This window comes from Burkholderia sp. RF7-non_BP4, assembly GCF_001521935.1.
Lineage (GTDB): Bacteria > Pseudomonadota > Gammaproteobacteria > Burkholderiales > Burkholderiaceae > Burkholderia > Burkholderia diffusa.
Genome location: NZ_LOTA01000025.1, coordinates 335,284 through 352,794 on the forward strand (window position 1 = coordinate 335,284; position 17,511 = coordinate 352,794).

Annotated in this window: 15 protein-coding genes; 4 read left to right on the forward strand and 11 right to left on the reverse strand. The window is 61.7% G+C overall.

Annotated features, from left to right (window positions below; translation table 11 throughout):
* Nucleotides 1-15 precede the first annotated feature (15 nt).
* Nucleotides 16-1,356: a cation:dicarboxylate symporter family transporter gene (locus WS49_RS09805; RefSeq protein WP_059527136.1), complete on the forward strand. Its 1,341-nt coding sequence runs from the start codon at nt 16-18 to the stop codon at nt 1,354-1,356.
* Nucleotides 1,357-1,656: 300 nt separating this feature from the next.
* Here the strand turns inward: WS49_RS09805 and WS49_RS09810 are convergent, their stop codons facing one another.
* On the reverse strand, nt 1,657-2,547 hold the full coding sequence (locus WS49_RS09810; protein WP_059527139.1) for a LysR family transcriptional regulator: 891 nt from the start codon (nt 2,545-2,547) through the stop codon (nt 1,657-1,659).
* A 324-nt stretch (nt 2,548-2,871) separates the two neighbouring features.
* On the opposite strand from WS49_RS09810, the gene WS49_RS36355 reads away from it, so the two are divergent.
* Entirely contained in the window at nt 2,872-3,687 is an 816-nt protein-coding gene (locus WS49_RS36355; RefSeq protein WP_063888585.1) for a recombinase family protein, read from the forward strand.
* Nucleotides 3,688-3,843: 156 nt separating this feature from the next.
* On the forward strand, nt 3,844-5,121 hold the full coding sequence (locus WS49_RS09820) for an MFS transporter (RefSeq protein ID WP_059527141.1): 1,278 nt from the start codon (nt 3,844-3,846) through the stop codon (nt 5,119-5,121).
* A gap of 109 nt (nt 5,122-5,230) precedes the next feature.
* Here WS49_RS09820 and WS49_RS09825 read toward each other — a convergent pair whose 3' ends face one another.
* From WS49_RS09825 to WS49_RS09870, 10 genes are all read right to left on the reverse strand, one after another.
* Nucleotides 5,231-6,397 carry a porin gene (locus WS49_RS09825; RefSeq protein ID WP_059527144.1) on the reverse strand — a complete coding sequence of 389 codons (1,167 nt, stop codon included), beginning with the start codon at nt 6,395-6,397 and terminating at the stop codon, nt 5,231-5,233.
* A gap of 373 nt (nt 6,398-6,770) precedes the next feature.
* A complete protein-coding gene (locus WS49_RS09830; protein ID WP_059527148.1) occupies nt 6,771-7,475 on the reverse strand; it encodes a response regulator transcription factor in 705 nt (234 codons plus the stop codon).
* Between the two features lie 107 nt (nt 7,476-7,582).
* Nucleotides 7,583-9,493: a tetratricopeptide repeat protein gene (locus WS49_RS09835; protein ID WP_156441375.1), complete on the reverse strand. Its 1,911-nt coding sequence runs from the start codon at nt 9,491-9,493 to the stop codon at nt 7,583-7,585.
* Between the two features lie 44 nt (nt 9,494-9,537).
* Nucleotides 9,538-9,879, reverse strand: coding sequence for an H-NS histone family protein (locus tag WS49_RS09840; RefSeq protein WP_059527151.1), 342 nt, complete (start codon nt 9,877-9,879; stop codon nt 9,538-9,540).
* Nucleotides 9,876-11,051 (reverse strand): DUF2827 domain-containing protein, encoded by a 1,176-nt coding sequence (locus WS49_RS09845; protein ID WP_059527154.1) that lies wholly within the window; start codon nt 11,049-11,051, stop codon nt 9,876-9,878. The genes WS49_RS09840 and WS49_RS09845 overlap by 4 nt, the downstream gene beginning before the upstream one ends.
* Nucleotides 11,048-11,605 carry a hypothetical protein gene (locus WS49_RS09850; RefSeq protein WP_063888588.1) on the reverse strand — a complete coding sequence of 186 codons (558 nt, stop codon included), beginning with the start codon at nt 11,603-11,605 and terminating at the stop codon, nt 11,048-11,050. The genes WS49_RS09845 and WS49_RS09850 overlap by 4 nt, the downstream gene beginning before the upstream one ends.
* Nucleotides 11,606-11,610: 5 nt before the next feature.
* Nucleotides 11,611-12,741, reverse strand: coding sequence for a DUF2827 domain-containing protein (locus WS49_RS09855; protein WP_059527257.1), 1,131 nt, complete (start codon nt 12,739-12,741; stop codon nt 11,611-11,613).
* Complete coding sequence (locus WS49_RS09860; RefSeq protein ID WP_059527158.1) at nt 12,741-13,880, reverse strand: DUF2827 family protein; 1,140 nt, start codon at nt 13,878-13,880, stop codon at nt 12,741-12,743. Before WS49_RS09860 ends, WS49_RS09855 begins: the two co-directional genes overlap by 1 nt.
* Nucleotides 13,881-14,140: 260 nt before the next feature.
* Nucleotides 14,141-14,833, reverse strand: a complete 693-nt coding sequence (locus tag WS49_RS09865; RefSeq protein WP_059527161.1) for an OmpA family protein — start codon at nt 14,831-14,833, stop codon at nt 14,141-14,143.
* A gap of 92 nt (nt 14,834-14,925) precedes the next feature.
* The gene (locus WS49_RS09870) at nt 14,926-16,776 is read right to left on the reverse strand and encodes a YadA family autotransporter adhesin (protein ID WP_306453899.1); all 1,851 of its coding nucleotides are present in this window, start codon (nt 16,774-16,776) and stop codon (nt 14,926-14,928) included.
* Here WS49_RS09870 and WS49_RS36360 point away from each other — a divergent pair.
* The coding region (locus WS49_RS36360) for a hypothetical protein (RefSeq protein WP_306453900.1) at nt 16,727-17,511 on the forward strand (785 nt) is incomplete at its 3' end. The two genes, WS49_RS09870 and WS49_RS36360, sit on opposite strands and share 50 nt — an antisense overlap.

Here is a 17,511-nt window from a genome sequence, read left to right on the forward strand (position 1 = left end):
CAATCCGGAGACGTCATGAGTGCCATCATCGACGGTTCGCTCGATTCGCGTCCCGATGCACCGGGCAGCGGACTGGTGATCCAGATCTTCATCGGCCTCGCGCTCGGTATCGCTGCCGGGCTATTGCTCAATCGTTTCCCCGAGTACCGACAGGAAATCATTACGCGCTATCTTCAGCCCGCCGGCGAAATATTCATCAAGCTGATTCGCCTGATCGTCGTGCCGATCGTGTTCACGAACATGGTGGTCGGCATCGCGGGAACCGGAAATGGCAGGACGCTGGGCCGAATCGGCATCAAGACCGTCATCTACTTCGAAGTCACCACGACCATCGCCATCGTTCTGGGCCTCGTATTCGGTAACATTTTGCAGCCCGGCGGCGGCATCGACATGTCGCAGTTGTCGCGGACGGGTGTCGACACGATCCACGGGGTGGCGCAAACGCTGCATGAAAGCCGCGGATTCCTGAACCTGCTTCTCGGCATCGTCCCCGACAACATCGTCGGTTCGATGGCGAAAGGCGACCTTCTCCCGATCATCTTCTTCGCCGTCCTGTTCGGGACCGGGCTGCAATCCGTACCCGAGCATGCTAGGAAACCGGTCGTCGACATGTTCCGCGGCATCGCCGAAGTCATGTTCCGGGTCACCGGAATGGTCATGCGATATGCGCCGGTCGGCGTTTTTGCGCTGATCGCCGTGACGACGGCCACATTCGGATTCGGTTCGCTGCTTCCGCTGATCAGGCTCGTCGCGGTCGCCTACTTTGCGATGGCGATGTTTGCCGTCTGCGTACTCGGCGTCACGGCACGACTGTTCGGGTTTCGACTGACGACCATCCTGCGCATCATCCGCAGCGAACTGCTCGTCGCGTTTTCAACCTGCAGTTCGGCGACCGTGTTGCCGCAGCTGATGAAAAAGATGCAGGACTACGGTGTCCCGGCACGCATCGCGACGTTCGTGATTCCAACCGGATACTCGTTCAACCTCGACGGTCCGTCGATCTACCTCGGCATCAGCACGCTATTCATCGCGCAGCTCTACGGCATCCATCTCAGCCTGTCGGAACAACTGGTTCTAACGATAACAATGGCCATCACCACGAAAGGCGGTGCGGCGGTGCCCGGATTCATCTTCGTCATTCTGTACGCTACGCTGTCGAGCGCCGGATTGCCCGTCGAGGGCCTCGCGTTGATCGCCGGCGTCGATCGATTGGTCGACATGGGCCGTACCGCGCTGAATGTTCTCGGAAACGCCGTTGCACCGCTCGTCGTCGCGAGATGGTGCGGGGAGTACGACCTCGAACAGGGACGGACGTATGAGCAATCGATGCGTTCCGACAGGATGCCCACGGATTGAAACGGCAAGGCCTGCAACGCGCCTGACTATCTCGCCGGGATAAACGATCCGCGTTCGGCTATCCCCCTCGTCTAGTGACGTTTCGGGCCGAATGACCGATTCTTGGTGGCAAACGCCGCAAGCAATGCACGGCCGGCGCAACGATATGCATCAGGAAGCCGAGAGAACGCCCGGAAAATGGAACTACCGACGAACGAACCCGAAGACCGATCCCGGACCGCGACAGCGACGACAGACGCACCGGCGATCCCGATCGGGCCATTGCCGGCGCGGCATCCGGAACATCTCGCGGCCAGCCGGTCAATCAGGGTCGCGCAGCCGGGCATCAATAAACGGACGGATGACCTTCGACGCCATGGGCAACGTGCGCCCCTTCAGCGAAACCCACGAAAAATGCGCGTCGATGTTCAATGCCGGTTGAGTCGGAATTTCTGCCAGCCCCGGCGCCGCGTGACGCACGCCAATGACGATGGTATCGCTCAGGCGCGCCAATTCGAGCAGATTGCCCAGCTCCCCGCATTGCAGATTGAACAGACGGTCCGGGTGGCCGTCCGGCCCGAATCGTTCCATCAGTGCACGCCGCGTCGCTTCGGGCACGATCGTACTCGCGATCTGGAAGCGCTTGAGGTCGGCCAACGTAGCCGGCAGGTTGCCCTTCAGAATCGGATGCCCCTGACGACACATGATCGCCCCTCTCATGACACCGATGGGTTCGACCGAGAGATCGTGATCCGCCTGAATCGCCCGCGAATCCGCGATCAGGATGTCGAGCGAACGTTCGCGCAATGCCTTCAGCAATTGCTCTGGCTCCGTTCGCATGATCTGCAGTTTCAGGTTCGGCTGGTGTTCCGTGACGTATAGCAGCAATGGCGTCATCAGAATCGCGCCCGGGCCGGGCCCCATTCCGATCGATAGACGACCCAGCGATCCCTCGACCATCTGAGCCGCGGAGTCGGTCAGCGCGTCCACGTTGGCGCAAATCACCCGGGCCTGCTCGAGGACAAGCAGTCCCAGCGGCGTCGCTTCGATGCGATGACCGATGCGATCGAACAAAGCGCCGCCCAACTCCTCTTCGAGTGCGCGGATGCTGCGGCTCAGCGCGGGCTGGGTCAAGAACGCGGCATCGGCCGCACGACTGAAGGAGCTCAGTTCGGCCAGCAGGATCACATGCCTCAGTTGGGTGAGGGTCATGACGGGCTATCCATAACTCAAACTCATCATATTTCGCAAAACAATGCATTGGACGTCAATTTTGCCTCACCGTAAGCTTGTCTCACCCTCGGGAAATACACGGAGACCACGACGAATCGCTCCCGGGGACAGATCTCGAGTACGCCACGGGCCTTGCGATGACGGTTGAAGGCCCTGTCCGGTTTCTGGTGTGCATGGGAACGGGGCATCCGGTACCGGATCCTGGTGGAGACGGCGTCAAGTGGGAGCGGCATCCGCGCTAGCGGGGCATCGCTCGATCATGAGCCCGGATCGGTATCGGATAGACAATATTCAGGATGTCGAATGAAAGTAGGTTACGCCCGGGTCTCGACGGACGAACAGCACCTCGACCTGCAATTGAACGCACTTCGGCAGTCGGGTTGCGACAGGATTTTCTCCGACCGGGGCATTTCCGGTGCCCGGACCGACCGCCCGGGACTGCAGCAAGCGTTGGCGACACTGCAACCCGGCGATACTCTCACGGTCTGGAAGCTGGATCGTCTCGGACGCTCGCTTAGCCACCTCGTTTCAGTCATCGGCGAATTGAACCAGGCCGGTGTTCGTGTCGTCTCGCTGACCGAAGCGATCGATACGCAATCGTCGGCAGGCCGATTCACGTTTCACCTGATCGCCGCACTCGCCGAGTTCGAGCGATCATTGATCAGCGAACGAACCCGGGCAGGTCTCGCCGCTGCGCGCATGCGCGGCAAAAGGCCGGGGCGACGGGCACTACTTGATGCAGAAAAACTCGAACAGGCTCGGGGACTGTTGACGCATCAGTCGGAAGCCGCCGTCGCGCGGCGGTTCAAGATTCATCAGCGAACGCTGCAGCGCATGCTTAAATCCACCCGCGACACAAGCGGCGAAGCCGCGATGCCGGGCAACGCGAATGCCGCAGCCGGTCGCGCGCCCTTGTACGAGTGCCCGATCTGCATGCAGGCGTCCATGAAAGTGGAAGGCGTCGACGTATTTGGTTGCAACCGGGCAAAGGGCCTGGGACGCAAAACGGAGCTGCCGCTGTCCGGCATATCGTTTGCGGGTGCCACCGCTCGAACGCGTCTGGAATGCGGAGCCGCGCCAATATGCGGCACTCCGTCGTGCGTCGCTGCGATCACGTAACCCGGGAAGCATTACAACAATTCGATGGGCAACAAGCGTAAAGACAGCCAACCACCCCACCTGACTCCCACTTCGATATAGCCGGTTGCACCTGTGCTCCGTACACATGCGGTCACGGCATGCCGCGCAAGCCTCATCCATTTCGAAACAGTCCCCATGACCCATTCCGTATCGTCCCCGCTGCTCACCCATCGAGTCAGCAATAAGGTCGTCGTGGCCACGGTCGCCGGCAACGCGATGGAGTTCTACGACTTCGTCACCTATGCGTTCTTCGCGATTTATATCGGCAAGGCCTTTTTCCCCGCGTCGACGCCGTCGGCAAGCCTGTTGCTGTCGGTCGCGGTATTTGGCGTCGGCTTTCTTGCCCGTCCATTGGGCGGCATTCTCATCGGTGCGTTTGCAGACCGTGCGGGACGCAAGCCGGCCATGCTGCTGACGATCGGACTGATTTCCATCGGCACCCTGGGTCTCGCGCTCACACCGGCCTACTCGTCCATCGGCATGGCCGCTCCCGTCGTCGTGGTTGCATGCCGACTCGTGCAGGGTCTCGCCCTCGGCGGCGAGGTCGGGCCGTCCACTGCCTATTTGATCGAGATCGCCCCGCCGGCGCGCCGGGGCCTTTATACCAGCTGGCAACTCGCGAGCCAGGGCATGGCGGTACTCATTGCCGGTGTCATCGGGTTGACGGTGATCCTGTGCCTGACGCCTGAGCAGACACAGGCCTGGGGATGGCGAGTGCCGTTCGCGGCGGGGTTGCTGCTCTTGCCGATCGGGCTGTTTCTGCGCCGGCATCTGCCGGAATCGTTGCAGCGTGATTCGCGCGTTGTGCACGAAGCCGGACTGGCGGGGCTCAAGCAGCACCGAAACGTCATCGTCCTCAGCATGCTGGCCATCCTTGGCGGCACGATCGCAACCTACGTGATCAATTTCATGACCACGTTCGCGATATCCACGCTGAAGCTGTCGCCCGCGGTGGCCATGAGCGCGACGATCGTCAACGGGCTGTTCACACTGGTATTCAGCGTCCTCGGCGGATGGATGACGGACCGATGGGGACGCAAACCCGTGATGCTTTGGCCGCGCCTGATCGCTTCGTTGCTCGCCGTACCGATGTTTCTATGGATGACCGAAGCGCCATCGCTCGGATCGTTGCTGGCCTCGACGGGTTTGCTGACGCTGCTTTCATCGATGAGCGGAGCGGCGGTCATTATCGGCATACCCGAAATGCTGCCCCAGCGCATACGTGCAACCGGGTTGTCGATCGCTTATGCGCTCAGCGTCACGGTATTCGGCGGCTCCGCGCAATTCATGGTCACCTGGCTGATCAAAGTCACCGGAAATTCGATCATGCCGGCGTGGTACATGTGCGCCGCGGGCCTCATTGCCGTCGCCGGCACGTTCGCGCTGCCGGAATCGCGGGGCCGTTCGATTTGATCCTGCGAGCGTTGTTGTCGTCATGCACAAGAAAAAGCCCTGATGCACGAGATGCGCATCAGGGCCATGGACGACAAGACGCGATCAACCCATCGCGCCTCCATCCCGATCAGAACTTGTGGCGGATACCGAGACGTGCGGCGACCTGCGAAGTTCCCGTGGAATACCCGCCGGCGCCCATGACGCCAACGAGGCCGTCCGTCCCGCTGGAACCCTTCTGATAGACCGCCTGCGCGTACAGATCGGTGCGCTTGGACAGGAAGTAGTCGGTCATCAGGCCGACCGTATGAAAATTCCCGCCTTCCCGGCCACCGTTTGCACTAAGCGTCAGGCGCGTGTAGTCGTACATCGCTCCGAACGCCAGCGCAGGCGTCGCGAAATACTGCACATTGCCTTCCACGTTCAGGAATCGAGCATACGCCGTCGGGGTCTGCATCAGCGATTCGCTCGCCATCACGCCCAAGGTTGCCGGACCGACTGCATAGCTCGCCCCGATTCCGCCCGTCCGCTGATTCGCAAAGGCGACGGTGACGGCCTTCCCGGTCGCGGCACTGGCGAGGCCGCTCAACAAACCCGCAAACGGAATACCGTCGGTCTGCGCGCCGGCCGCATTGATCGTCGCCCCATTCTTCAGATCGAGATAGGCCGCGGCGACCGTGAACGGTCCGTTCGAATAGCGTGCACCGACGCTCCAGGCGCGATTGTTCGAGAACTGGGTCGAATTGCTGAACCCGTACAAGCCGCCGAACTGGAAGCCGCCGTAATTCGCACTCGTGTACTTGATCGAGTTGTTGATGCGGAACGAGTTGTCCGTATTGTCGTTATCGAACGGATGCGAGAAGAACGCGCCGGCCCAATTGCCGTTGGCGGTCATCGGTCCGAGGTAATCGACGACCGAATCGTACTGGCGACCCAAAGTAACCGTGCCGGCGTTCGCCGACGACAGGCCGACATACGCCTGACGACCGAACATGCGGCCGCCTTGACCCAGGGCGCCGTTGCTGGCATTGAACCCGTTCTCCAACTGGAAAACGGCCTTCATGCCGCCGCCGAGATCTTCGGTACCCTTGAGCCCCCATCGGCTGCCCTGCAGCACGCCGCTCTGCAAGGCAAACACATTGCCGCGCGTCACGACACCATTCGTGCCGACCACCGCGACGTTGTTCGTATAGCTCAGCCCTTCGTCAATAATGCCGTACAGCGTTACGGAGCTTTGGGCGTGCGCGAGACTGGAAAATGCCGCGACGGACGCCAACGCGATGAGCGATTTTTTCATAGTGGTAAGGTCTCCAGATTAATTAGGTTATTCGATGAACCAGGAATGAACCGGACAAGGCGGAGCCGATGTTAGCAAAGACAATTGCGCTTCCAAACAGGCCTGTTGCACGCGAGCATCGGACTGTCAAACATCGTCACGCTTACCTTCCGATCTGGATATCCCGATCGCGCTGCCGGATAATCAACCCACCGAAGTCATGCGCTTTGGTGCGCGACGTGGAAGTGCGAGAAGCGTCGCGGGCGTTTTCTCCAAGTTGAACCCGCAGCAACTCGTGTTGCTGCGGATTTTTTCCCGCACATGAAATTCGAGTAGCTGCTGCCCCCGCTGGTCCTTCATGAGCTGTCCCCTCGCCACGCTCCCGAAGCGACGCTCAACGGGGTTTCATTTGAATTGTCCGCTCCAGTCGATATCCATATCCATAGAGTGACGTAAGCCGATAACCGCATTCCGGTCGCAGGCCGAGCTTCGTTCGTAACGAAGACATGTGTGTGTCGATCGTTCTCGACGAGACGTCGGTCACCTGATGCCAGACGATGTCGATAATGTGTGCGCGCGATAGCGGCCGATCGAAGAACTGGAACAACAGCAATGCGAGATCGAACTCCTTCTGCGTCAGGGACACGGCCGTATCGCCGACATACGCCTGCTGCTGGTGCATGTCGAAACGAAACTGGTCGAATTCTCGCATCGCAGTCTCCGCGTCGATCGAATATGTTCTGCGCAACAGCGAGGCGATGCGCGCGCGCAGGATCGTGCCCGACACAGGCTTGACGACGTAATCGTCCGCGCCGGCATTGAGGATATGTGCAATACCGTCTTCCTCGCTCCGGCAAGTCATGAAGAGGATCGGCAGCCTTGCTCCGTACGGCTTCATGCGCACCCATCTCAACACTTCCTCTCCGGACACGTCTGGAACGTTCCAGTCGAGCACCAACAGATCAAACGTCTCACGTTGGAGACGCCTCATCAGCGCCCTGCTCCTCGTGAATTCGTAGCAGGTGTGACCTTCGGCCGACAGCGTCTTGTTGACGAATTCCGTTTGCAGCGGATCGTCATCGAGGATGGCAATTCTCATGGCGATTAGTAAAATTACGATCTATTTTTCGGCTCGATCGATCAGGCATCCAGATCATTCTCACCCGGTTCATGAAACCAAATGGCGCACGATTCGAGGTCGCGCGATCAACCACCACGCACCGCGCGACGTACGCCGAACCACGGCGATCTCGTCCCCCTTGTTTCCGGCCGCATCCGCGGTTCGTCAATCGACGTTCCTGCATCGCGCGCCCGCAATCCGCCTCGTCTGCCTTCGGAGAGGTGCCGGAGGTCGGCCGCCACCCGTTCGATGACCGGCGCCCACTGCCGGTACTCTGCCTGACGATATAGCGTCAAGCTCGGATACCATGGGCTGTCCGTGCGCTCCGTCATCCATATCCAGTGCGGATTGACGTCGAGCAGCAGCCAGGTCGGCACGCCTAGCGCGCCCGCCAGGTGCGCCACCGACGTGCAAACCGTAATCACGAGATCCAGCGTCGAAAGCAACGCGGCCGTATCGTCATATGAACGCAGTTCGGCGGTCGGGTCGGTGACGACCATCCCCGCTTCGCGCATCGCGCCCAGCTCATCGGATGCGTCCAGTTGCAGATTGACGAACTCGATTCCGTCGATGTCCTTGAATGCGTTCGCATAGGCGAGCGGCTCGATCGAACGCAGAGGATTGCGTCGATGCGTCCGGTTTCCACTCCATACCAGCCCGACACGCAACCGACCGTCGTGCGCCCAGCGGCCGCGCCAACGCTCGACCTTGCCCGGATCCGGCCGCAAATAATGCGGCGCACCGGGCAATCGGTCGATCGTGATACCGAGCGCCCGAGGCAGGCTGGCAAGCGGCAGTTCGAAATCGAATACGGGTAGTGCCGATACGTCGTGCGGCACGATCGTGTCGACGATGCCCTCGAGGGTCCGACTGAAGAGCGGCAGGAATTGTGCGAAACAGCAGTACACGAGCTTGCCGCCTTCTGCACGAACACGTTCCGCGAGTTGCGGCACGAAGCGCATGAACTGGATCGCGTCGCCGTTTCCCTGCTCGCCCCAGACAAACAATGTTTTTCCGTCCAGCGACTCGCCCGTCCACCGCGGCGCGGGCGGATTCGGCGACACGTCTCGCAGCTCCGGTGATCCAAGCCAACGGGCCTCGTGGTTCGCCCATCCCTGCACGTAATCGCCCTGCAGCAATTGCAACATCGCCATTGCCCAGATGATCGACGGATTATTCGGATCAAACTGATGTGCGCGGTGAATCGCGTTCAGCGCCGCACCCCACTGTTGCCTCTCTTTCAGCACCTGAACATAGGTGAGCAGCGCGACCGGATAGTCGGGTGCCAATGCGCAGGCGCGCTCGGACGCAACTTCACTGCCGACGAGATCATGCTGCTCGAGCAGGACGAGCGACAGGTTGTTCCATGCCAGCGCATTCGACGGTTCACGGGCGACCAGTGCGTCGAGCAAGGGTTGAGCTCGCGACAACTCGCCGAGTTCGATGTGCGCAGCCGCAATATTGTTTTGCAGCATCGGCATCGCCGGATCGAGCCGCTCTGCGCGCGCGTACGCTGCCAACGCTTCCCGGTGCCGTCTTGCACGCTGATGCAGCAATCCGAGATGAAACCATCCCGACGCGCTATGCGGTGCCGCCTCACAGAAGCGCTCGGCCAAGTCGATCGCGCTCGTTTCGTCCGGTTGCCGAGCCAGCAATTCGATCCATTCGATAATCCACGGCTCACCCTCCCCCCCATTCTGATAGGCCCGTGCATACCACCTGCTTGCGTGAGCCCAGTCTTCCAAAGCGGCAGCCTGCCTCGCACGTTCGACCCACGCCGGTCCATAGTCGGGATCCAGCACCAACGCGCATCCAATGAGCGCATCGGCGTCGGCGCTGCGGCCACGCATGCGCATGATCCGGCTCCCGGCGACAAGAAGCGGCGGATCGGACGAGTTTCGCGCGGCGAGCTCATCGAAGAGTCGCGAAGCACCGATCAGGTCGCCCCGGTCGAGCAGTCTGTTGATCCGTGCCGAAAGGGATTCATGTGTCGTCATTGTTCTTCCCGGTTGTATACGCGTCGCAAAGGCTTTCCGTCTGGTCAATTCGACTCGCATTCGGGATCGTCCCCCTGCTCGTCGCCGGAACCGGGAATCCGGTATCGTTCGCGATCCTCCCCGATCATCCAGACCGGAGGCCGCCCTCGTCCGCTCCATGTCTGCCCCGTCGCCGGATTCCAGTATTTCGGCACGGGCCGCTTGCTTCTGTCGAGCCCACGTGTCTTACGCGGTACCACTTCGAAGTCGAATCCGAACTCCTGGAGCACCGCACGCACACGCGCGGCCACGAGATTCTCCAGACGGTCCTTTTCTATCGCACGTTCGCGCTCGATTTCGCTCTTCAGCTTTTCGTATCGTTCAAGCAGAGTCTGATAGCGGCTCATGATGTCTCCTCCGTCGAGCGATCGATTCCGCTCACTCGAAGCAACAGTTCGTCGTAGCACGCAACCACCCGGGCGTCAGTCGTCAAGAAGCGCCCGATGCATTTTCTTTGGCGCGCCCGATACTCCTCCCATCCATGGTCGTGATTTCGAATCGCCTGTACGAGCTGACGCGCGCCTTCGTCGACGTCCTGGCCGGGGTAGTAGTAGCCCAGGTCGCTGCATAAATGCGCGTTGTGCACGAACGGATAGCCCATCCAGCACACGTCGAAATAGAAATAGTTCAGCGCGAGCCCCCACTGATGGGACACGACGATGTCGGTATGCTCGGCAAGAAATCGTGGCGTTTCGAACAGACCGACGAAGCTTGCCTTGTGGTCGCGCACGATATCCAGGTACTTCGCAACGCCGATGAATTCGGGACGATGCAGCGCCAGATGCTGCGCGTTCGTCACATGAAGATGGCCGATTTCGCTGCCCACGAGACGATAGGCGTTTTCGACGATCAGCATCGGATACAGGCAGAACTTGAGCACGTCGATGTTCGCCTCCATCACCGACAGCCTCCGCGGCCCGCTGGCCGGCCGGTATTCGCCGCCGTTGGGCAGATCGCGCGCACGTGCCTCTATGCACATCGGATCCCAGACGAACGGCACTTCCCGGACGGGACACCGGCGCAACGTCTTGAAGAAATGCCAGCTCGTCTCGACCACCTGCGGAATCACCCACACCTCGTCGTAACGCTGGTTAATAAATACGGAATCACACATCCGGCGATCGAAGATCATCGCCTCCATCATCTGCACGAACTCCGGGCCGCAGCAATAACTGACGAGCCTGGTGCCGCGCGCCTTCAGATATCCGGTCTGGTCGGCATTGATCTGACCACCCAGCTCGATCAGCACGTCGAGATCATCCTTGACGTCCTCGAAGCGCCCGACCGGGTAGCGCTCGATGTCCCACGGCAGTCTCGACGTAATCGCGACCGACGTCGTGTTGACCAGCATCACCCGATGGCGCGACGGCGAATGCTGGAATACGCGCATCAGATACAACGCGTTCTGCTTGATGCCATTGACCCACAGGCTTTCAGCCTCATCCTGCAGGCCGATCGTGATACCGATGCGCAGGGATCGCTCCGCACGCCCAAGACGAGCCGACGTTGTCGGGTTCATTGCGCGGCCCCCCACTGGAATTGCACCTGACGGCGCAGGATCAGGCAGGAAGGCGGCGTATCGACGAGAACGACCGTTTCGCGCGGGTGGGACGAATCGGTATAGACCATGACGGATTTGACGAGTGGGGTGGCGTGATACCCGGTCAATTCAGTGCGTGCAACCTGCGCACAGGACAGCGGTGCGCTGGAAATCCGCTCGGCCAATACCGAGCAGCCGCCGGTGACGCCCGGAACCGTAACCAGCGACAACAGCGCCGACGATGTCGGGAATTCGATGCCCGACATCGAAAAGAACGGCCCGATGTCGGGATTCGTGCGCTGCCAGTCGAGCAGCACATCGGCCCGGTGCGCGTGATCGAACACGCGCGCCGACACCTGTGCGACAGCGTCGTAACAGCGACGAATGCCGATTTCCTGGGCGGCATGTGCAAGGACCGTGACGGGCACTGCGGCTGGCGGCACGGCAGGCACCGGCTGCGCGAGTGCTGCAATCGCGCCCCCCAACGCGGCGAGCGCGACGGCAACCTGAGTAGAGAACATGCGGGCGGCCATGTGCATCACCCTCCACTGAAAACCGACTCGATCGCCGCGGTGTACTGCTCGACGTTCGCGGGCAGTTCCGGGGCCAGCGACGCCAGGAAAGTCCGCGCGTTGCGGCGGTAGTTCTCGAGTTGCAGGTCGTGCTCCGCGTACGCGCGACGCAACGCAAGCGCGCCTTCTCGACAATCGAAACCGTCATAGCGATACCCGCAATTCCCCAACAGCGTCGAGTTGTGAATCAGCGGAAAGCCGCCGTACAGTGCCTCGTAGTACAGATAGTTCTGCGCGTTTTCCCACTGATGCGACACGATCGCGTCGGCCTGGGCGGGCAATATCTCGTACACCGGCAACCTCGGCTCGAAACTGGCGCGCCCCTGCCGTGTCAAGTCGAGGCCAAGGGCGAAGCCGACAAACGCCACATCCTCCTTCAGCGTCATCGCATTGAAGACGCGCAGGTAATCGATGAATCGAGGGTCTTGTCGATGTGCGAGATCGGCGATCAGCATCGCGAGATGCGCGGTCTTGACCATGCAGATGTTCGGCTCAAGCACGGCAACGCGCCAGCGAGAACGCCCGGGCACGTAGTCCAGCGCTCCGTCAACGCCCGAGCCCTTCATCGATTGCTCCAGCAGCACCGGGCTCCACAGGTGCTGCATCACGTGTACGGGCGCCCGCGAGCCAGCCTCGTAGTAGCCGCTGCACGTCTTCTCGAAAGCCGGCAGCGTCCAGACCGCGCTGTACGGCGTACCCGACAGCAGCAGCCCATGGGGCCTGCCGAACATCATCCGTTCGATGTCGATGACGTAATCGTTGGCGACGCGCATGCCGATCACGCGACCGCCGCGATCACGAAATCCGCGCGCCCAGTCGGGATCCAACTGCGCGCTCAATTCGATGACCACGTCGAGTTTCTCTCGCGCGACATCGAGATCGATCACCGGCGCAGGCGATAGCGCGAGGAACGAAGCTGCTTCGGTCGGGTTTCCATCGCCGCCGTTGACCAGATATACCTCGTCGACGAACGGCGAGCGCCTGAGCAGCATCGCGAGGAAATAGACGTTCTGGAAGATGCCGTTCTCCCAGATCGATTGCTGGCCGGTCCGCAGAAAAATCGTGACGCCGACCTTCACTCGTATCGGACGGGACATCACGCCCCCCTGCCGCGGCCGCACGCGGTCACGTTCAGCAACTGCTGGAAGTAGCGCGCGCCGTTTTCCGGCGAGTGCGGATGCAGTCCGGCCAGGAATGTGCGCGCGCCGCGCACATAGTCGGCATGATCCGCGTCATGCTGCCGCGCCGCGCGGATGAGCGCGCGGGCACCTGCCGACACGTCGAATTCCGGGTAGTAGTAGCCGAATTCGCGCAGCCAGGCCGAGTTGTGAATCAACGGGTATCCGCGATAAAGCGCATCCAGATACGGGATGTTCTGATCGTTCTGCCACTGATGCGCGACAACCGTATCGGATGACCGACTCATGTAGTCCGAAAAATCGTGCTGATGGTCGACGTAGACGCGCCTCTCGCGATGCAGATCCAGCCCGTTTCGCATGAACGAGAAGGTTGGATGCTGTTCGAGATGAGCACCATTGAAGACCCGCATCTCGGCGATCGCGTCTGGCGCTGCGCGAAACGCCGCGTCACAGATCAGCATTGGCACCATGCAACACTTCACGACGGAAATATTGGGCTCGAAGATCGCCACCCGCAGCCCCCGCGGCGCAGCATGCGGTGCCGCCGCCGGTACGTATCCGAAGTGCTGTCCCGCGGCATTGAGTGCGTTCGCGCGATGATCGACGAACATTGGATCCCACAGGAACGGCACTTCATGAACCGGGCACCGATGTAGCGTTTCCAGCATCGGTCCGAAGACACGGTCTTTCGGGAGTATCCAGACCTCGTCGCATCGATCGGCGCGCGCGCCATATCCGCCGCGCTGAAAGATGCTCGGCTCGATCAACCCGACATACGGTTGTTCACAACACAGATAGACGACCTTCTTGCCGCGCGCGCGGAGATGGTCGAGCCATGCGACATCGAGCCCGCCGCTCATTTCGATCACGACGTCGACCAGTTCCGTTGCTTCGTCCGGACGCAACATCTTCAGGTCCGGCATCAGCGCTACGGCGTCCGCCGGCATTCTCGGCTCGAAGCCGCAATTGAGCAGGACCACATCTCGAACTGCCGGCAGTGCACGCAGCAGCTTGGCCAGGAAAAATACGTTCTGCCCCAGTCCACTGTCCCAAATGGTGTGGCCTGGCCGGGTGGCCAATGAAATTCCAATACGCATCGTGTTTCGTCTCGCCCTCTTGGGGCGTCCTCGTGTTTTTTTCTCGAAACAATTTCTACAGCGATGCCGCTACTCCAGCCTCCGACGGAATCGGGTGTCACCGTTGCGGCAACCGGTAACGCCCGAGCACCGACGCCCTCGTCTCGTCGGTATGGAATAAAAAGGAGGACCGGACCGAAGAAATCCGGTCCTCAAGCCCCAAACATTCGCCGGAACGCACGAGGATTCGTCCGGGAACCAATCCAGCCCGGGGCAGTACATCAGTTCTGCTGCAACACGATCTCGACGCGGCGATTCTGCGCACGACCGGCGGCCGTTCCGTTCGTTGCAACAGGATTGGCTTTGCCATATCCGTGTGCCTCGAACTGCTTCGCGTTCAGCCCATGCGATCGCAGATAGCGCGCGACCGTTTGCGCACGCTGCTCGGACAGGCGGAGGTTGTATTCGCCCGAGCCGACGCTGTCGGTGTAGCCATTGACGCCGACCGTACCGAAGGTCATGCCCTTCGCATCCGAGATCAGTTTGTCGAGTTGTCCGATCGCGACCGGTGTGAGCGAGGCCTTGTCGGTTTCGAAATTCGCATCGCCCGACAACGTCATCTGCCGCGGCGCCGATCGAACGACCGGCGCGGGGGCTGGGACTGGTACCGGGGCCGGCGTCGCCGCAGGCGCGCCACACTGGAATGTCAGAAGACGGGTGTTCGGCTTGCCGTCCGACGTCGTGGATCCGAGCGGCGCGTCATCCTGGACCGGTCGCATCGGCTGATCGCGACAGATCTCACGCGCCTTGCTGTAGCAGGTTCCCGATCCTTCAAGCAGTCCGTAGCAACTTACCCGATAGGTTTTTTGCCCGTCCTGCCGATCGACCGACCACGCGCTGAAGGTCGGTCCGGATGATGACGAGCAGCCCGCCAGGGTAGCCAGCGCCGCAATGCAGAACATTGCCTTATACATGTCGTACCTCATGTTTCATGTCGTTTTTTGGCGATTCCCGATCGTTCGCACGATCGACGGGAACCGAGCCATGCCCGGCCCCGCCGATCGCGTTACCACTGGTAGCCCAATCCAACGCCGTAGGTGCGACCCGCGCTACTGGCCCCGACCCCGCCCTTGAGTTTCAGGTTCTCGGTAATCCGGGCGGTGAATCCGAGCGCGACAGCACCGTAGCCTTGATAGGTCGCGGTACCGATGCCGACGGAGATCGTCTTGCCCAGGTCGACGTCCGGAATCATCGTCAACGCGGTTGCGCCCGCAACACCCGCGTAGGCCGTCCGCGCCACCGTATTGATCGACCCCTGCACCGCATTGAGCTGCGACACGTTCACGGCATCGGTCGGGTTGACGCCCGGTCCGACATTGGTGATGCGGCGTTCGCTGTTCGGCGCACCGACCGAGACCGTGTTCGCCTCGCCTGCGATCGAACCCGCACCGAGCGCGACCGAATTCGGCGCGGTGGCGTTCGCGCCGGAGCCGAGTGCGACGCTGTTCTTGCCGCTGCCCAACGCATTCGCGCCGATCACCGTTGCACCGTCTCCGGAAGCGTTCGCACTGGCGCCGACCGCCGTGGCATTCGCGCCCGATGCCGTCGCGTTGACCCCGGCCGCCATCGCGTTGACACCGGTCGCTCCATCGTTGCTGTAGTTGCCCTGTTGGGTCCCGTTGTCGTTCACGCTGTAGTAGTGCGTGCGCGCTGACGTAACCAACGTCGAGAGCGAGGTGGCCGTACCGACGGCCGAGCTGACGCTCGTCGACAGCGATGCAAGATTGCTGTCGGTTACGGAAAGTCCCGTCGACAGGGAAATGACCGAGCTGTTCGTCGTGCTCAACCCGGTCGACAGCGAGCCAACCGAGCTCGACATCGACGTCGACAGCGAGGTCACGCTGCTGTTGGTCGTGCTCAACCCCGTCGACAGCGAACTAACCGCGCTGGAGGTCGACGTGGACAGCGAGGCGACGTTGCTGTTCGTCGTCGACAACCCCGTCGACAAGCTACCGACCGCGAGATTGGTCGCGTTCAGTTGCGAGCCATTGACCGCATCCGTGCTCGTCGCACTCACCCGGCCGGCAGCGACGTTGGTGATCTGGCGTTCGGCTCCCGGCGCACCGACGCTGACCACACTGGTCGGGTTGGCGCCGGCATAGGTGTATACGTTCCCGGCCACGATGCCGCTGGCAACCGGATTCGGTGCCGAGGTAATCGACCCGGAACCCAGCGCAACGTCACCCGGATTCGCTGTGGCGGTCGCGCCATTGCCGATCGCCACGCTTCCGGTCGTCGCTCCCGCCGTCCCCGCCACCGAGTTCTGGCCCAGCGCAACCGAACCCGTGCCTTGCGCCGTGTTCGTATTGCCGATCGCCAGGGCGCCGTCGCCGGTCGCCGTGTTGTTCGCGCCGACCGCGATCGCACCGTTTCCGGTCGCCGTGTTCGGATCGCCAAGGGCGACCGCTCCGCTACCGTTGGCCGTCTGACCTTCACCCAATGCAATCGCACCCGTGCCGGAAACGACCGTCGAGTTGTGACCGCCGGCGATCGAGCCTGGGCCCGCCGCAGCCGACACCGTGTTGCTGTCGCCGATCGCCACGCTCGAAGCCGCGGACGCCGTCGAGCTATTGCCCACCGCGACGCTCTGCGTGCCTGCTGCGTTGGCTGCGTTGCCGATCGCTGTCGCCGCACCGCCGCTTGCCGTCGCGCTGGTGCCGGCTGCCATGGCGTTGATGCCGGTTGCACCGTCGTTCGCGTAGTTGGCCTGCTGAACGCCGTTGTCGTTCACGCTGTAGTAATGCGTGCGTGTCGCCGAGACCACCGTCGACAGGGATGCCACGTTGCTGTTCGTCGTGGACAGGCCGGTGGACAGCGAGCTTCCGATCGTCGACGTCGAAGTCGACAGCGAAGCCACCGTGCTATCGGTCGAGCTGAGGCCCGTGGACAACGAGTTGATACCCGTCGACGTCGACGTGGACAACGAGCTGATCGAGCTGGTTGCCGACGAGAGGCCAGTCGACGTGGAGGTCGAGAGCGAGGCGACCGAACTGTTGGTCGAGCTGAGGCCCGTCGACAACGAGTTGATACCCGTCGAAGTCGACGTGGACAACGAGCCGATCGAGCTGGTTGCCGACGAGAGACCGGTCGACGTGGAGGTCGACAGCGACGCCACCGTGCTATCGGTCGAGCTGAGGCCCGTGGACAGCGAGTTGATGCCGGTCGAAGTCGACGTGGACAGCGAGCTGATCGAGCTGGTCGCCGACGACAGACCCGTCGACGTCGAGGTCGACAGCGAAGCGACCGAGCTATCGGTCGAGCTGAGGCCCGTCGACAGCGAGTTGATCGAACTGGTCGCCGACGAGAGACCCGTCGACGTCGAGGTCGACAACGAGGCCACCGTGCTGTCGGTCGAGCTGAGGCCCGTCGACAACGAGTTGATGCCCGTCGAGGTCGACGTGGACAGCGAGCTGATCGAGCTGGTCGCTGACGACAGACCCGTCGACGTCGAAGTCGACAGCGACGCCACCGTGCTATCGGTCGAACTGAGGCCCGTCGACAGCGAGTTGATACCCGTCGAAGTCGACGTGGACAGCGAGCTGATCGAGCTGGTCGCCGACGACAAACCCGTCGACGTGGAGGTCGACAATTA

What these genes read in the sequence shown, in the direction of transcription:
- WS49_RS09805 (WP_059527136.1), top strand. Translation starts at nt 16, where the DNA reads ATGAGTGCCATCATCGACGGTTCGCTCGATTCGCGTCCCGATGCACCG.
- WS49_RS09810 (WP_059527139.1), bottom strand. Translation starts at nt 2,547, where the DNA reads ATGACCCTCACCCAACTGAGGCATGTGATCCTGCTGGCCGAACTGAGC.
- WS49_RS36355 (WP_063888585.1), top strand. Translation starts at nt 2,872, where the DNA reads ATGAAAGTAGGTTACGCCCGGGTCTCGACGGACGAACAGCACCTCGAC.
- WS49_RS09820 (WP_059527141.1), top strand. Translation starts at nt 3,844, where the DNA reads ATGACCCATTCCGTATCGTCCCCGCTGCTCACCCATCGAGTCAGCAAT.
- WS49_RS09825 (WP_059527144.1), bottom strand. Translation starts at nt 6,397, where the DNA reads ATGAAAAAATCGCTCATCGCGTTGGCGTCCGTCGCGGCATTTTCCAGT.
- WS49_RS09830 (WP_059527148.1), bottom strand. Translation starts at nt 7,475, where the DNA reads ATGAGAATTGCCATCCTCGATGACGATCCGCTGCAAACGGAATTCGTC.
- WS49_RS09835 (WP_156441375.1), bottom strand. Translation starts at nt 9,493, where the DNA reads ATGACGACACATGAATCCCTTTCGGCACGGATCAACAGACTGCTCGAC.
- WS49_RS09840 (WP_059527151.1), bottom strand. Translation starts at nt 9,879, where the DNA reads ATGAGCCGCTATCAGACTCTGCTTGAACGATACGAAAAGCTGAAGAGC.
- WS49_RS09845 (WP_059527154.1), bottom strand. Translation starts at nt 11,051, where the DNA reads ATGAACCCGACAACGTCGGCTCGTCTTGGGCGTGCGGAGCGATCCCTG.
- WS49_RS09850 (WP_063888588.1), bottom strand. Translation starts at nt 11,605, where the DNA reads ATGGCCGCCCGCATGTTCTCTACTCAGGTTGCCGTCGCGCTCGCCGCG.
- WS49_RS09855 (WP_059527257.1), bottom strand. Translation starts at nt 12,741, where the DNA reads ATGTCCCGTCCGATACGAGTGAAGGTCGGCGTCACGATTTTTCTGCGG.
- WS49_RS09860 (WP_059527158.1), bottom strand. Translation starts at nt 13,880, where the DNA reads ATGCGTATTGGAATTTCATTGGCCACCCGGCCAGGCCACACCATTTGG.
- WS49_RS09865 (WP_059527161.1), bottom strand. Translation starts at nt 14,833, where the DNA reads ATGTATAAGGCAATGTTCTGCATTGCGGCGCTGGCTACCCTGGCGGGC.